This window comes from Streptomyces sp. CA-106110 (assembly GCF_050936285.1).
Taxonomy (GTDB): Bacteria; Actinomycetota; Actinomycetes; order Streptomycetales; family Streptomycetaceae; genus Streptomyces.
This window is the reverse complement of record NZ_JBNJNB010000002.1, coordinates 461979-477444: the sequence shown is the minus strand read 5'-3', so window position 1 is coordinate 477444 and position 15466 is coordinate 461979. Positions and strand designations below refer to the sequence as shown.

General features: G+C 68.6%; 10 protein-coding genes. 7 read left to right on the top strand and 3 right to left on the bottom strand.

All coding sequences use genetic code 11. The features are described 5' to 3' along the window. Nucleotides 1-357: 357 nt before the first annotated feature. The 5 genes from ACQEXA_RS59820 to ACQEXA_RS59800 all read left to right on the top strand — a co-directional run bounded on the left by ACQEXA_RS59820 (nt 358) and on the right by ACQEXA_RS59800 (nt 11272). Entirely contained in the window at nt 358-2568 is a 2211-nt protein-coding gene (locus ACQEXA_RS59820) for a hypothetical protein (RefSeq protein ID WP_433135122.1), read from the top strand. Nucleotides 2569-2663: 95 nt separating this feature from the next. Beyond that, nucleotides 2664-8795, top strand: a complete 6132-nt coding sequence (locus ACQEXA_RS59815; protein ID WP_433135121.1) for a hypothetical protein — start codon at nt 2664-2666, stop codon at nt 8793-8795. A 175-nt stretch (nt 8796-8970) separates the two neighbouring features. Further along, on the top strand, nt 8971-9282 hold the full coding sequence (locus ACQEXA_RS59810; protein ID WP_433135120.1) for a calcium-binding protein: 312 nt from the start codon (nt 8971-8973) through the stop codon (nt 9280-9282). Between the two features lie 51 nt (nt 9283-9333). After that, nucleotides 9334-10560 carry a hypothetical protein gene (locus ACQEXA_RS59805; RefSeq protein WP_433135118.1) on the top strand — a complete coding sequence of 409 codons (1227 nt, stop codon included), beginning with the start codon at nt 9334-9336 and terminating at the stop codon, nt 10558-10560. 211 nt (nt 10561-10771) lie between these two features. After that, nucleotides 10772-11272: a hypothetical protein gene (locus tag ACQEXA_RS59800; RefSeq protein WP_433135117.1), complete on the top strand. Its 501-nt coding sequence runs from the start codon at nt 10772-10774 to the stop codon at nt 11270-11272. Between the two features lie 96 nt (nt 11273-11368). On the opposite strand, the gene ACQEXA_RS59795 is transcribed toward ACQEXA_RS59800, so the two are convergent. Then, nucleotides 11369-11770: a hypothetical protein gene (locus tag ACQEXA_RS59795; protein ID WP_433135115.1), complete on the bottom strand. Its 402-nt coding sequence runs from the start codon at nt 11768-11770 to the stop codon at nt 11369-11371. Between the two features lie 329 nt (nt 11771-12099). Between ACQEXA_RS59795 and ACQEXA_RS59790 the strand changes: the two genes are divergently transcribed. After that, the gene (locus ACQEXA_RS59790; RefSeq protein WP_433135113.1) at nt 12100-12627 is read left to right on the top strand and encodes a DUF5753 domain-containing protein; all 528 of its coding nucleotides are present in this window, start codon (nt 12100-12102) and stop codon (nt 12625-12627) included. Beyond that, the gene (locus ACQEXA_RS59785; protein ID WP_433135112.1) at nt 12560-12745 is read left to right on the top strand and encodes a DUF397 domain-containing protein; all 186 of its coding nucleotides are present in this window, start codon (nt 12560-12562) and stop codon (nt 12743-12745) included. The genes ACQEXA_RS59790 and ACQEXA_RS59785 overlap by 68 nt, the downstream gene beginning before the upstream one ends. Nucleotides 12746-12802: 57 nt before the next feature. Here the strand turns inward: ACQEXA_RS59785 and ACQEXA_RS59780 are convergent, their stop codons facing one another. Continuing rightward, complete coding sequence (locus ACQEXA_RS59780) at nt 12803-14956, bottom strand: Hsp70 family protein (RefSeq protein ID WP_433135111.1); 2154 nt, start codon at nt 14954-14956, stop codon at nt 12803-12805. Beyond that, nucleotides 14953-15252 (bottom strand): hypothetical protein, encoded by a 300-nt coding sequence (locus tag ACQEXA_RS59775; RefSeq protein WP_433135110.1) that lies wholly within the window; start codon nt 15250-15252, stop codon nt 14953-14955. The genes ACQEXA_RS59780 and ACQEXA_RS59775 overlap by 4 nt, the downstream gene beginning before the upstream one ends. Between the last annotated feature and the right edge of the window lie 214 nt (nt 15253-15466).

Here is a 15466-nt window from a genome sequence, read left to right as displayed (position 1 = left end):
AGCGTAGTCGGATGCGCAAGCCCCAAGAGTGTGTGTCGTAGCAGACCTGTTCGGCCAGGGGAAAGGTTGTGGGTGCACGGAAGCGCGCCAGGGGTGCACGCAGGCGGTGGACCGGAGACGTCCGCGAGTGGGGCGGACGGACGGTCGCGGAGTCGGGGGCGGGCATAGCCTGCATGGGCATTGCGGGCGGGTCGGGGGCGATCCGCACGGGGTGGAGGTGTCATGGGTGGGATCCAGGCGTATCGGCAGTCGTTACGAAGCCCCCGTGAGCCGAGGGCTGAGAACCAGACCGATTCACCGGACCAGAGTGGCGTGGTCGGGGATCCGTACGGCGACCATGCGCTTCTGACTCCCGCCATGGCCGGTTTCGACGCCGTACCGCCCGTCGAACAGCAACGGCTTCTGCGCTACCTGGAGGCGGTCGTCGCGGTCCGAAGGGCACCGGTACACGTCGCTGTCGCCTTCAACGCCTTGTACTTCGGCTACGACCTCGGTGGTGAGGGGTACGGACGAAGCCCCCTGCGAGTGGACGACTTTCCCGTCGTCACCCTCGGCGAACGCGTGCAGGCTCTCCCGGTCGGTGCGATGGTGCGCATCGCCACGGGTTCGGACCCCCTCTATGCCGAGATCGTCTACAAGGAGGGCGCGCACCGCGGAATCGGAACTCTCGGTGATGTGCCGGCCTGGGTGTCCGGGGCTCCGGCGGGCGCCGAGGGCCCCGGACAGCTCGGCCAGGAGTCCTCCCCGGTGCGACGCGAACTCCTGGTGCCGGATCCGCACGCCTTCGGACCGGGCCTGAGCCTCACGCCGGCGCAGCACCACCGGTTGCGTGCCCACCAGCGCTGGATCAGCGAGGACGGACATGTCGTCATCGACGCGTGCTACCCGACCCGGGAGGCAGCCCGGCGCGACGACCTGGCTGCATACACGGATTACCTGCTGACCACCGCTCGCGACCAGCTTCTCAGTCCTTACGTCCCTGTGTGCCTCGCCGACCTCGTGGGTGGAGCACACGACGAGGCACTTCGCACCGGCCTACTCGGGCTCCTCGGCACGGTTCGGCACGTTCTCGCCTCGAGTGAACGGCTGCGCATGTGGGGCTTGTACGCCATGACCCGGGACGTGCTGGCATCCGCATGGCGCGACACCGGCCCACTCGGCGGTGACGATCTGAGAACGCTTGCGGCCGCGGTGGAGCGCGCGGCCGTCCCATCGCCGCGCCGCCGCTACGGAGTGACCGCTCCAGTGACGGTCTACACCGCCGTCGGACCTCGTTTGCGTGCACTCCCGGGGGCCAGGGAGCGGCTCAAGGGCGTGGAGTACGCGGCGGCGGTGTGTCGCGCCAACGTGGCGCTGGCCGACGTGGTCCAGCGGGACAGCGAGCAGGGCCTGTTCGACAACGGCAGCAGGGTCGCGCTGGACGACGCTTTTGAGGGAGGAGGCGTCTGGCGGTCCCACTACCCAGGCGACGTGGACGAGCCGGGCTACCCTCTGATGCCGGCCGGACGGGGGTGGGCGTCCACGACCGCACCGGCATCCTCTCCGGAGCCGGAACCGGCGGCGGAGTCGGAGCAGCATTATGAGCCTGTCGACTTGCCGCTTCCGGACGACGCCACCCTCGGACCGAGCGAACTGTTGAGGATCGGGGGCGATGAGGTCGTCTGGCGGCTCCCCCTGCGTCTGGCTCATCTCATCGACGGCTGCCTGCCCTTGCACCCGCTCGTCGTCGAAGAATTGCGGCAGACGTGCGGACGTCGACCAGCGCTACGCCTGGAACTTGTCCACTCTGGTGGCACGTTGAGCGATGACGAAGCCCTGCAGAACGTCGCCGCGGAACTTGGCGACGGCGTTGGCCGCCTGACGGGAATCGCCTGGCCCCTCGACTTCTTCCCCGGCCTGCAGCTCAGGCTCCGCTGGTGCAGGGGCGGCCGGGTGATCTGGATCTCCACGACGCCGCTCGGCCACCTGGTCAGGGTCGGTGACCGCACGACCGGCCACTGCTACGACCCGCTCGTCCTCACCCGCGAGGACGTTCCCGGCAGCGATCGCAGCGGTGACTCCGCGGCCGGTCTCTCGCCCCGGCAACTGGTGCTGCGTGTGGTGCGCCGCTGCGGGCTGCTCACGTCGGACGGACACGCTCTGCTCGACCGCGCAGGCCTGCCCGTCGCCGTCTATGGCCGTCGGCCGCCCCGGGCGCAGGTCACCGCGCTGGAATCGGCCGTGGAAGAACTCCTCGCCGAGGGAGCTCTCACATCGGCCGTCGGCAGCCGCGACCCTGACGGCCAACCGCAATTCCCGGCCCGCCCGGGGGAGCGGCAGATACCGCTCATCGGTTACCGGCCCACACGGGTACGCGTCGTACGGCCGTGGGGGGCAACGGAACCGGCATCCGAGCCGGTGCGGCTGCAGTACGTCCCCGGTCATCTGCGCCGACTGTGTCCCGGGTGCTCGCCTAGCGAAGAGCAGCGGGCCGCTTTCCGGGAGCACTGCCGCAGGCTCGGCAAGGCGGACGGCTGGGAACTGCCGGACGGCTACACCTTCGTCACCGCGCACACACGCGGTCGCTGACACACCCACTCATCCCTCCTGAGTCAACGCTGTGCTGCGCCGGGCATGTGCCGACGTCCGGCGAACCAACCAACCACAGAACGGAGCGCGTACGTATGCAGGACCGCTACCGCGTTGTCGCGGGGCCGCCGATGTCCCCGCCCGACGTCTCAGTCGAGGGCCTGGAGGCTCTGGCCGCGGCACTCAACGCCCTGGGGCAGCCGGCGACGACCGCCCTGGACCAGCTGACGCCCGGCATGGTCGAGCTAGCGTTCAACTCCCTGCCTGCCCAGGACCGTCAGCGCCTCCTCGGCCGTCTGGGCATCCGTATGGCAGCCCCGCGACGGGCGGGGAACGCGTTGTGCCGGGACATCCTCGGCAGGTTGAGGCGCGAGGCACGACAGCACGCGTGCACCTGCGGTGTCATGCAGCTCACCCAAACAGTGATGGGTGACGTCGGTTCCGCCGCCCTCGCGGAGCGCGGTACCGTTCCCGACCCCGTTTGGAGGTGGGGCAGGGCACTGGCCCGAACTGCAGTCTTCGCCTGGTGCCAGGCGTCGGTCGCCGACGCGTACGTCCTCGCCTGGGCGGCGGATCAAGACTGGTTGGGAGCAGTGACCGAGTTGGGGCTGGAGGAGCAGCGGCTCGACGTCGTCCGCGCTGCCGCACGTTCGGTTGTCGAGGCGCATCCTGGCTTCACGCCCGACGACGCCGAGCGGCAGGAGCATAGGGACGTGCCGGCCCACGACACCCAGGCACCGACACCCGTTCCGGACGTGGCCGACCAGCACAGGGCCGGAGATGGGGACCTCAGTGAGTTGGAGGGGGCTTGCCGGAGGCTGACGGTCGCTGTCGCGGAGGCCGAGCGGGTTGCCCAGCGGATGGCTGCGACGATCGAGGACGGACGCCCGCCCGCCGAGGAGGACCTGGACGCCCTGGCCGGACTCCGGGACGTTTTCAAGGGCGTTCGGGCTGTGTTCACGGCCGCAGGTGTGGAACCCGTGCCCCTTCGCCTGCAGGACATGGTGACGGCTGCCGAGTCGCACAGGGCGGCATGCGATCGTGACCGGGCCGAGCGGGAGGCGGTGCGGGACCTACTGGCCATCGGATGCGCTGCGGATAGCCCTGCGTTCTCCGCCGCCGAGGCCGTACGCGCATGCGCCCGGCGCCTCCTCGACACCTCCGTCTGGGGAGAAGCTGAGCAGCACGAGAGCGCCGCACTCGCCGCGCTCGCCCGAATCGTCCGGCTAGGGCGGCAGACCGACGCCGCGGCGGAGATCCTGGCACTGCAGGAGCAGGTGGTACGCGTGCTGCCCACATGCGCTACGGCCGCGGTAATGGCACACGAACTGACGCTGCCGGAGCGCTCCGAGGCAGAGGGCGACACCGCGCCCACCACGTCCGTCGGGGCGGAAGTGGACCGGCCCCTGCCCGTTGCGGCGAGCGTGCCTGATGTGTCGGGCGGCAACGCTCGGGAGGCCTCCGCTTCCAGTTCTCCGACCAATGCCATCAATGGCGCTGACGTTGCGGGCGTAGACGACAACCCGACGGACGGCGTGTACCCGGCAGCGGCCTGTGGCGACGAGGATGCGGACGAGTCACGCAGGCCCTCCGAGCAGTCCACCCAGGACCCCGAGCGCCGGTCCGGTGGGGAGCTGGCCCCCACGCTCCAGGAGGAACCCCCTGCGGTGTCTGACGTGACGGCCGTCGTTCCGGTGCCCGGGCCCGCTGCCGAGGGCGACGAATCCGGTTCGGCGGACCAGCGTGCCGAGCACCGGCACACGCTGTCCGCCGCGATCGCCGTTGACATGCCGCCGACGAGCGGTGCGGTCACGGACGAGGACGCAGCGACGGAGGAGCGGGCGCTGGCACGTCTGGTCGCCGAGCGGCGCTTCGGACTCGCCCATCACGTGGCCCGGGCCGCAGGCCGACCAGAACCGCATGTGACGGCGCTCCGGTTGGCCGGCGTCGCAGCGCTGCTCACGTCGAGCACCAGCCACTGCGCGAGGCTGGCCGCGGACTTGCTCAACCAGCAGGCCAACTTCACCGGCCGCGACTTCGAAAACCTCGAACTCGTCCTGTTGCCTGCTTTGTTGCGCACCGCCCTTGTGACCGGCGATTATGTGGCCGGTGCGCAGGTCAAGGCCATGGTGTCCCGGCTCCCCGGCGCTCTGGGGGAGGTGGCGACCGCCGTTGCGGATCGCGCGCTCAGCGGTTCTTTGATGACCGCTTCCCCACTCGTCGTCATCGCCGACGTGTCTGAGAACGAAGCCAGGCTGCGCGAACTGCGCGAACAGAGTGCGGCTCTCACCGCGACCCAGCGGCTCCGGTTCGCCCGGGCGACGGAAATCGCAAAACGGTGGCTGGTTCCCGACGGGCTGCTCGGCTCGATGCTCCAGGTCGTGATCAAGGATGATCGTGACGCGCTACCGGCCGCGCGGGACAAGGCGGAGCGCCTATCGAAGGTGTCCGAGGTCAACGGCGAGATCGACCGGATGGACCGCAAGTACCGTTCCTCCAGTGGCAAACCGCTGCAGGGAGCCGGGCGGCATGACCTGATTCATGTCATCGAGCGGGCTGTGGCCCTGGCCAAGGAGTGGTGCCTGACGGTCGACCGGGCCCGCGGGACCGAACGGTCCGACACCGACCGCGCCACCAAGGAGATCTCATCCCTGCGCCAGTCGGTGCTGGGCCGGCGCGAAGCTGCCATGGCCGAGCTCAGGCAGATGGCCAAACGGCCGGGCACCATCGCCGCCGCGGCCGCATGGGCGGCGCGTAGTTCCATGGAGGAACTCTTCGGCCTGCTGTCCGGCGCCGCTTTGACGACGCAGCCGGGCAATGGAGCCGACCCGGAGCTCGTCCTGAGCGCGGAGCTGCTCAAGGTCTGCGACACGCTCGATGAGCAGCCGGCGCTCGACCTGCTCCTGACGGCGGTTGATCGTAGCTGGGAAGAGGCTCTTCGGGAGCGGCTCGACCGCGGCGCTTTCACGGCGGCCCGCACCATTGTGGACTTGGCCGAGCAAGGGGTACTGCCGGGGCTGGACGGTGCCGTCTTCGGCGTCCAGACGCGTGCGGAGATCGAGGAGCGGGAGACCACGGGGCGTGCGGATCTCGCCGCGCAACACGCGGAACTCGTGGCGGAACTCCATCGGGCGCAGGCCGACGGCGCGGTGACGGATGACCAGGATCTAAGGCTGCAAGAGCTGCTCGCGGACGCACGTGCCCGCCTGGACGACCCCGACCAGCACGGCCTGAGCGGCGTGCGCCGGGCGCTAGAAGCGGTGCGGGCCGACCTACCCGCCTACCGCCAGGAGGCAACCGACCGCATCCGGGCCCGGCTCGACGCCCTGGACCTCGCGGAGGAGGAACGGGCACAGGTACTCCGGCACTTGGACACCGGTGGGCTGGCGACCGCGGCGGACCTCGTCTACTTCCTGGAGATCGGTGAACCAGTACCGGAGATCGAGGCGGGCGAATCCCACCTGACGGAGTTCTTCCCCGTCGTGCCCGAGGGACTATCCAATGGAGTCGACCAGGAACTCGTCGACTTGGTCCGCTCGGGCGGAAAGCACGCGACCGTCGGCGTCCTCGACTACGGGAGCCTCTCCAGCGATGAGGCGGCACTGGCGGCGGACGCCCTGAACGATTGGCGGGAGCTGGGTGCCACGGAGCAGAAGGATCGCCGGAACATCCCTCGAGCCAAGCCGCTCCCGGCTCTGAAGCTGCTGGGCTACGACGCCAAGACCGTCCGGTGGCTGGACGAGCTGTCGCAGCAGCGCCGTGAGTACCGCTTCTTCGAAGCCACAGGTGTGCAGGTCAATGGGCGGGCTAAGGTTCCCGCTTTCGGCTCTCAGATCAAGGAGCAGGGCGGAAGCCTCCGCGGGTTGATGGTCTGGGGACGTCCGCCCGCCAAGATGATCACGAGTCTCGCTGAACGGGATCTCAGCGGAACCAGTCTCCTGGTCTTTTACTTCGGCACCCTGGGGTCGGCGGCCCGCGCCGAACTCGCGGCAGGTGCGGACCGTCTGCAGTCGATGCTGGTCGTCGACGACGCGGCCCTGGCCTACCTCGCGGCCCGCGGCAACCGGCAGGTCAGTACGGCCACGCAGACCCTGCTCCCGTTTTCCGGAGTCAATCCGTACATCAGGGAGAAGCGCGGTCGGATCGGGAGGGAGATGTTCTACGGGCGGGATGCCGAACGCCAGAGCATCCTCGACCCGCGCGGCACACAGGTCATCTTCGGCGGACGCGGTCTGGGCAAGTCGGCGCTGCTCAGCGACGCCGGGGAACGTTTCATGGACCAACGTCCCGGGTTCCACCAGTCTGTGTACATCAACCTGGACCAGGAGAACATCGGCAAGGGAAGCTCCCTCGGACCGGAGGCCCTGTGGAGTGTGCTGGACCGGGAACTGACCAGTTCTCAGGTCCTGGGTCGACCGCAGGGCCGCAAGTCGCCGAGGAAGGATCGCTCCGAGCGGGTGCGTGAGGGCATCCGAGCCTGGCTCGACGGCGACTCCCGACGCCGCCTGCTGATTCTGCTCGACGAGTGCGACCAGTTCTTCGAGGCGGACGCCCCGCGGTTCGACCAGACCAAGAAGCTGAAGGGACTCGGGTCCGACACTAAGGACCGGGCCAAGGTCGTTTTCGCCGGTCTGCACTCCGTGCAGCGCTTCTCGAAGCTTGCGAGCAACGGGCCGTTCGGCCATCTCGCGCAGACACCCAAGGTGATCGGCCCACTGGCTCCGCAGTTCGCCGCCGATCTCCTGGTGGAGCCGATGCGGGCGCTGGGCTTCGAGTTCGAGGACGTGGACCTGGTGAACCGCGTCCTGGGTTATTGCTCGTACCAGCCGTTCCTGCTCCAGATGTTCGGCCACCGGCTGGTCGAGGTGATGCACCGCAAGCGCGTGCGGCGCGGAGTCGGCGGCCCTCCCTACACCGTGACGGTGGCCGAGATCGAGACCGTCGAGTCGGACGCTGCCCTCAGGGCGGGCATCTCGGCGGCCTTCAAGGACACTTTGAGCCTCGACCATCGTTATGACGTGATCGCCAACGTCCTTGCGTACCACGCGAGGCATCGTGGTCTGGAAGTACGGTTGAGCGACGCCGAGCTGCGCGAGGAATGCGAGACCTGGTGGCGCGTGGGCTTCGTGGGGCTCGACACCGAAGGGTTTCGTGCCTATCTCTCCGAGATGGTGGGCCTCGGGATTCTGGCACCCAACCACGACGGCCAGGGCTGGCATCTGCGCGGGCCGAACGCGCTGCGCATGATCGGCACGTCCCACGAGGTCGAGGCCCGGCTGCTGAGGGCCGAGCGTGACTGCAAACTGGAGGAGAGTATCGTGCTGGAAGGGCGGCCCGAGTTGCCTGACGGGCGACCTGCCCCGCTCACGATCACCCAGCTCGACGATCTCCTCGGTGAGCGCACCAACCAGACGAGGATCGTCCTCGGCACACCGGCCACCGGAGTCACGGACGTGGGCGACACCCTGCGAACGGTCACCGGACGTATCGCCGACTGGACCCTGCCGCCCATCGGCAAGCCCAGCGCCTTCAAGCAGGAGCTCACGGGCGGACATCCCCGTGAACGGCGAGTGATCATCAGCGACTTCGCCCGCTACCCGGTGAAGCCGGAGACATGCCGTGAGGCTGTCACTCTGGCCGACACCCTCCTGCCCAGCACTCCGGGGGTCACTCGCGCGGTGGTCCTGGTGACCGACACCCGCCAACTGGACTTGTGGCGCGCTCTCCTCATGGGCGAGGAGCAGGTCTTCGCGGCTCCTGTGGTGCTGCGCCGCCACGACCAGCGCAGCCTGCGCAACTGGGCGCAGCAGCGCGAGGCGTTCAACACCGAGGAGCGTCTGGAGCGGCTCCACGCACTGACCGGCGGGTGGCCCTGGCTGGTTGACCGGGCGCACCGGCTCCACGGCGAACTCGGCGATCCCGACGAGGTCCTCAGGCGCCTTGCCGGCATGCTCACTGACCGGTCGACGATCCGTGCCTTCGTGGAGGCGACGGGCGTGTACGCACATCCGGCACTCGCGGCGGGCTACCAGGCCGTCGCCGGTGAGTTCCAGAGCGGACTCGCCGACGCGGACGAGATCGTGACCGCGATCGCCTACCAGGCCGCAGACGAGGAGGCGGGCCGCTGGGTCTTCGCCTGCCTCGACGCACTGCAGGTGTTCGACCGGCAGGACGGGCGGCTGCGTCTGGAGCCGTTGCTTCGGGAGTGCGTTGCCTCTGCTGTATGACGCTGTGGGCTGTCCGGCCAGTGACGACCCCTCCGTGTCCGCCGTTCCCGGTTCCTGGGTACGGCGGACACGCGCTCCGTTACCGAGTGGTACACGCATCCGCGTGAGTCCAACCGGCCGCGCGTAGGAGTGCCGGGCCGCCCGGTGTCACCCCGAGGGTCGTTAGTGTTGCCCTATGAGCGCATTGGGTACGGCTGAGCTCGAGTCCATGATCGACGAGGCGGCTGTCGACGCCTACAACGAGGACGAGCAGCTGACCGGTCTGTTCACCATGCTTGAGGAGCATCTCGACCTGCCCTTCACCACGGTGGCTTTCGGCGTCGAGGTGACCGTGGGCGGCATTGACCTCACGCCGGACGGAAGGATCGTCGCCCTGTGCTCTCGCGGCCGCATGCGGCAGTTGATCGGTATCCTGGAGCTGCCGTTGCCCAGCCCGGCGCCCGAGGGTGCGCAGTGGATCGAGGCGTACCGTTACTGGGCCGGTTGAGTCCGGGCACTTCGCACCCATGCGGAACCGGCTTGTGTGGAAGGGCTGGACATGGCTGACGCCGAACAGGGCACGCACAGGGAAGTCGGCGAACGGTCGCTGACCGACCTCATCGAGCGCAGTGCCGAGTTGAAAGGGCAGCTGGTCGCCTTCGGGCAGAGTGCCCGCTTCGACCGGTGGTTGACGGCCCTCCTGCTTCAGGCCGCAGGGCCTGAGCGGCAGCTGGACGAGGGCGAGGCGATCCGGATCGTCGACCACTTCCTCCTGCGCTACCGCCTGCCGGACGGTTCGACCGTGGTGGACCGGTTCGTCGCCGGGCGGAAGGACTTGACCGCCCTCGACCGGGAGATGCTGCTCGGCTGGCGCGACCCGGTCGAGGGCATCTTCGAGATCCAGCGCAAGGAAAAGGATGCCGTCGTTCTGCTGAACCTGGTCGACGACCTGGAGTACCGCACGTACTCGAATGTCGGGCGGGCGGCGTTTGGAGGAGTGTCCAAGGGGGGCTTCCTTCACACCTGCCTGGTACCGGTTCACTCGGCCGGCGGGGCGTGGCTGGTGTCCGGGGCGATGTCGAGCTACCCCAAGTCCAGCGCGACCGAGATCGCCCAGGCCGCTCTCCAACTGGCCACCAGCCGACCCGAACTGGTCTTCCGCAACCCCCAGAAGGTCGATCAGGGGTGGCAGGCGATGCGGGAGGACCGGACCGCGTTCGTCGAGTTCTGCGGCGGCGACGAACTGGCCCTTCCGCCTGCCGAAGCCGAGGATCTCCTCAACGCCTACTACCGCCACCGCCAAGAGGCCGCCGTCGCCAAACAGCCCGACCGCGCCCGAGGCAGGCGGTTGCCCGGCCTGGACCTGCCCTTCTTCGAGTTGCCGCCGGAACTGGCGGGCTCGGACACCATCGGTGTCATCTACGACCAAGTCGACGGGCTCAACTTCTACGCGGACTACGGAATGCTCCAAGACCTCTTCGCGGACCCGGCCCTCGGGGGCCGCAGACAGTACCAGGACCTGCTGCGCACGTACCTGCGCGAGGAGTCGATCGGGCCGCTGCCGATCCGCCGGCTGGCTGCCGCTCACCCCGAGACAGTCGACACGGTGTTCCGAAAGCTGCTGCGCAAGCCCGGATTCACCTGGAGCGAGCACGGCGAGGCGCTGCTGCACCGACGCAAGCCCTGGTATTACGCGAACGAGCCCCGCCCTGGTGTTTCCGTCATCGGCGACCGCCTCAGTGCGCTTGCCGCCGGTCGTCGACGGTCACCGTTCACGCGGCCGTGACTGCGGCGCAACACCGGTCGGTGCAGAGGGTGAGGCCGAAGGCGCTGCCGGTCTTCCGGGGGCGGGCCGGTCCGTGAGACGGCTGCCGGTGCGGGGCTCCCGAGCCGGCCCGGGGCCCCGGCTGTGGTTCGCGTCACCAGGTGATCGCGCGCGATACGGAAGTGGAGCCGCAGGCGCGCCGGGCGGCCCCACCCCAGCTATCGTGATCGGCATGCCGTCCACGCACCTGCTGATCATCGGAGACCGTGCCGCCCTGAGCTGGGTGGTGACCGAGCAGCGGATGGCGTTCCCGGCAGGGCGGGCCAAGGCGGCTCGTGCGCTGGAACAGGGCGACGAGATCTTCCTGTACACCACCCGGGGCTGCTTCCGGAACCCGACGCGTGACCTCGGGCGCGTCGTCGGCCGCGCCACGTTCGCCAGTTCCGTGCGGGTGCTGGAGGAGCCGGTCATCTTCGGGGAGCGTTCCTTCACGGAGGGTTGCCGCCTGGAGGTGTCCGGCCTGGCACGGCTCCGTGAGGGACTGGTCCTGCGCGACCTTGTCCCGCGGCTGTCGGTCTTCCCCGATCCGGCGACGTGGAGCGTACGCATGAGGCGGGCGTCGCTGACGTTGCCGCCAGGCGACGCCGACCTGGTGCGTACGGAACTGGAGCCGCTGTTGCTCCCCTACGAGCAGGCAGTCGAGGCGTACCGCTGGGAGTCGGTGCCGACCTGAACCGGTACGGAGCGTAAGCCGTGTGCCCGGACGCGGCGGTGGAGGGATCAGCGGCAGGCGATCGGCCTCGGCCGACCTCGTCCTCGCTGCCTGGCCTTACCGGTAGTCGTCGGGGTGGGACTGCATCCAGGTGTTGACCTTGTCGCGGGTGCCCAGCAGGAGTTTCTGGTGCCGTTTGAGGTTCGGGAAGGAGAAGTCGCCTCTGAGGGTGTCCTGCATCGTGCGGATCCAGGCGAGGGGTCCGGCGAAGTGGCCGCTTCCCTTCGGGCTGGCTTTCATCGAGTTGTACAGGTCGTCGAGGTTGGTCAGCACCCGGGTGAGGAAGTACTCGCAGTTGCCCGGCGTCGTGCAGCCGTCGTTGTACGTGGCCTGGAGTACGGCGAAGGCGTCCCGGACCTGCGGCATCGCGGCTCCCGGCGCGGCCTCCGCGGTGGGGTAGTCCGCCGTCCCGGAAGGGCTCGTCGTCGACGAGCCGGAACTCGCCGGGTCGCTGCTCACAGAGGAGGACGGCGCGGTCGGGGACGAGCCACCACCGGAGGCCGCCGCCGTAGTGCTGTCGTGTCCGGACGAGCACGCCGCCAGCAGGACCGCCGTCAGCAGTATTGGCGCTGCGCGACGCGCGGCTGTGGCTGAGTACACGAGTGTCCCCCCGTTGATCGACTTCCAATGATCACTTGCCTAACAGCCCGGGCAGGGACTGTCCACCCGTTTGCCAGATCAACCGAGCCGGTGTCGATGTGAGATCCGCCGCCTGGCCGGAGTGCCTCTTCGGCCAGGCTCGGGTCATGCCCGCTGCCTGAGGCTCCGCAAGCCAGTTAGAGGGGTACATGCGCGCCCTCTGCGACAACGACATCCCACCCCTGTCGGATGAGGTTTTGGAGGCCACCGTTCAGGCGCGATTGGAGCGGCAGCGTCTACTGCGAGAGCGCCCTAACACCACCTATGACTTCATTGTCGAGGAGTCGGTGTTCGTGTGTCGTCTCGGAGGCTTGGACGTGACTCGCGAAATGATCGAGCACGTGCTTGAGGCTGTTGCGCCGAGGAACGTGACGCTTCAGATCATGCCTGCGGACGCCGAGCACCACGCCTGTATGGCTGGACCCATCCAACTGCTGGAAAGACCGGACGGGAGTTGGCGTGGCTACTCCGAAGGTCAAGAGAACGGCCGCCTGATCGCTGACTCGAAGCAGGTCAGTCGGCTGCACATGCGCTATGCGAGACTGCGCTCGCAGGCTCTCTCTCCCCGAAAGACTCCGTGGGCCTGCTGGAGCGGATGCGAGGAGCGCTATGAGCACGTCCGAACTCGACTGGTTCAAGTCCAGTTACAGCAGCGCACAGGGGGACAGCTGCGTTGAGCTCGCCGTCACGGAGCAGGCCATCCACGTCCGGGACTCCAAGGACCTGAACCGTCCCCACTTCACCGTGGACCGTGAGCAGTGGACACGCCCCGTGGGGTACGTCGTCGGTGGGTGAGCACTGCCGCCGGCCGCCTCACGGTCGGCGGTCGGCGGTCGGCGTGGGCACGATGTGTCATTTCTCGTGCGGGCGTAGCTTGATCTCCGCGAGAGGGTAGGGACTCGGAGGGGTCAGGGCCCGAGACGGCTTCGGCAACTGCGCCGGTACGACTCGGTGACAGGGGGCGACACACGCGCGTGGAGTGAACACCCATACGCCCCGCGAGTACGTGGCCCCGAGCACCCTTGCTTTGTCCCGCAGCCAGGGGTACCTGCTTTGCAATTCGACGTAGTTGTCATTGGTGACGATCGTGGCGCCGGTGTCGTCCGCGACGGCTGTCACGAGGGCGTCGCCCTTGCCCTCGGTTCCGGCCGGAGGCTGGATGAGGTCTCCCTTGCTGAGTGCTGCTGCCACTGCAGCGCGTTCGTCCTCCGCGACCTTGTGCCGGAAGGTGGCGTCGACGACCACGTGGAGCACGGCGTCGGGATACCGCGACGCCAGGGCGTCACGAGCAGACAGCAGCTGGGCGAAGGATGGCCGGTCCTCGCTGCCGTACACGTCGGGCTGCCGAGGGGACCTCCCAATCCATGCCAGGTTGGATCCGTCGACGACCAGTACCTGTGGCGTGGAAGCGGTGGTACGAGCGCCTGCGCTGGACGGAGGCGCTGGTTTGGCCGTCGTGAACACCGGACGCCTCGTCGTGGCGTCGGCGCTCTGCCCGGGCCATGTCGTGCCGGTGTTCCCCGTGAGCAAATCCTCAAGCTCCTTGAGCACTTCGGGTGTCGGGCCACCGGAGCTGAAGCTCTTGATCTCCTCGTTCAGCACCTCATCGCCAGTACGTTCCAGAGTGGCCTTGACGTGCAGAAGGCCGTTGGTGTCGTACGTGTACTCCAGCAGGAAGCGAGAGTCCTCGCGGGCACGGGGCTCCGGGTAGGTGAGCCGGAGTTCCGTCAACTGCACGTTGTCCGGGTGGTCCAGGGGCCGGGTCGGGTCACCTTCCCAGATCTCCACGGGGAGGCTGCGCGCATTGTCGCGGCGTGGGGTGTAGCTCTTGCGCTCCTTCCACGGCAGGGGTGAGTTGCGCGGAATGATCTGGCTGAACCTCTTGTGTCCGGCGTCGTCCATGACGACGGTGCCCAGGGCGTGACTCGTCGCCACCTGGATGACGCCGTCCTCCTCACCCGACAACACGGCCGCCGCGATGGACGCGCCGCGGGCGACCGCCGTCATGGGGTCGCACAGATCCACACCGACGGGCTGCTGCTGCATGACCTCGGCGACCGCCGCCCTGACACTCGGGATCTGGCTGGTGCCTCCGATCATCAGAACCGCGTCCACGTCCAGGGGCGCCATGTGCAGGTCGGTGAGGCACTGCTGGACTGGTGCGAGCGCGCGGTCCACCAGATCGGTGATGGCGTCCTCCAGCTCCTCCTGCCAGATCTCGACGGCGACGCCGTCCGGCGTCATGACGGTGACGGACTCCTGCGAGGACAGAAGAATCTTGCTGCGTTCCACGTCCAGCCCGAACTGCCGCTGCTGCGCCGGAGTCCACGCCGCTCGGGCGGGTGCCCGTTCGAGGACGAGCTCGCGCAGGCGGCGGTCGATCTCCAGACCGCCTAGCTCGGTCACGCCCCGCGATGCTCGTTCCTCGAAGAACCCGTCCTGGTAGTCGAGCACGGTGACGTCGATCGTGCCACCGCCCCAGTCGAAGACCAGGATGGTGAAGTCCTCCTGCAGGTCGTGCACATAGGAGATCGCGGCCGCCGTCGGTTCGTTGAGCAGCGCCTGGACCTCGATACCTGCGAACTGCGCGGCGGCTCGCGTGCGGTAACGCGCGGCCCCGGTGGCGTTGGCGGGCACGGTGATCACGGCCCGATCGATGGCGGTGAGGTTGTGCTCCGCGCCTTTCCGCATGGCCCGGAACACGCCGGCGGCCACCGTGGTGGCCGCGAACCTGCGACCGTGGATCTTGACGTACTCGTCGCTCTTGAGGAGCCGCTTGCACGCCTCCGCCGCCTCTTCCGAGCGCAGTTTGGCCTCCCAGCCAAACAGCGCCCCGCGACGCAGGGAACTCATGCCCACGACCGACGGGAAGAGATACTCGAAGCCGGGACGACGCCAGTCGGCGTCGATGTGGTGGGCGTCCAGCAGGAGTACATCGGCTTCGCCGCCGAGCCACTGGGCCACCACGGAGTTGGTGGTGCCGAAATCGATGCCGGTGGCGGTCACATGTCCTCCCCGACGGTTGTTTCTTCCTCGCCGGCCGGCCGGCCCGCGCCGTCGGACGCGGGAAGGCGGCGCAGCTGTCCGGAAAGGATCAGCTTGCCGGTGGCCTGGTCCACGTAGGCCGGACGCAGCACCTCGAAGGCCTCACCGTCGCCCTCCACCACGACGAAGTGCTCGGGCTCGTCGTCGGGAGAGTCGACGCAGCGCACGCCCTGGTCCAGCAGGGCTGTGCGGATGCCCTTGCGCAGTGTCTTCGCGCTCTGGTGCGGCATGCTCGCGAGCAGATCCATCTCGACCATCCTGGCCACGTACTCCTCCCGAGCGCGAAACGCTTCCAGAACGGCCTGGCGCAGGGCGCCGGTCACAGCGGCCTGCGCCGGTCGCCCGTCCTCCGGAAGCGCGCCACCAGTTCGCGCGCCCGCTCGGTGAAGCGGGTGAGCAACATGTGCGGGCTGAGCAGCTCTTCCGGCCGGTAGGTGAGGGGGGTGGCATCGGAGGTCTCGGCCGCCGCCC

Excerpts from the sequence above, each read along its gene's own strand:
- ACQEXA_RS59815 (WP_433135121.1), top strand. The coding sequence starts at position 2,664 with ATGCAGGACCGCTACCGCGTTGTCGCGGGGCCGCCGATGTCCCCGCCC.
- ACQEXA_RS59800 (WP_433135117.1), top strand. The coding sequence starts at position 10,772 with ATGCCGTCCACGCACCTGCTGATCATCGGAGACCGTGCCGCCCTGAGC.
- ACQEXA_RS59790 (WP_433135113.1), top strand. The coding sequence starts at position 12,100 with ATGCGCGCCCTCTGCGACAACGACATCCCACCCCTGTCGGATGAGGTT.
- ACQEXA_RS59805 (WP_433135118.1), top strand. The coding sequence starts at position 9,334 with ATGGCTGACGCCGAACAGGGCACGCACAGGGAAGTCGGCGAACGGTCG.
- ACQEXA_RS59810 (WP_433135120.1), top strand. The coding sequence starts at position 8,971 with ATGAGCGCATTGGGTACGGCTGAGCTCGAGTCCATGATCGACGAGGCG.
- ACQEXA_RS59820 (WP_433135122.1), top strand. The coding sequence starts at position 358 with ATGGCCGGTTTCGACGCCGTACCGCCCGTCGAACAGCAACGGCTTCTG.
- ACQEXA_RS59775 (WP_433135110.1), bottom strand. The coding sequence starts at position 15,252 with ATGGTCGAGATGGATCTGCTCGCGAGCATGCCGCACCAGAGCGCGAAG.
- ACQEXA_RS59785 (WP_433135112.1), top strand. The coding sequence starts at position 12,560 with ATGAGCACGTCCGAACTCGACTGGTTCAAGTCCAGTTACAGCAGCGCA.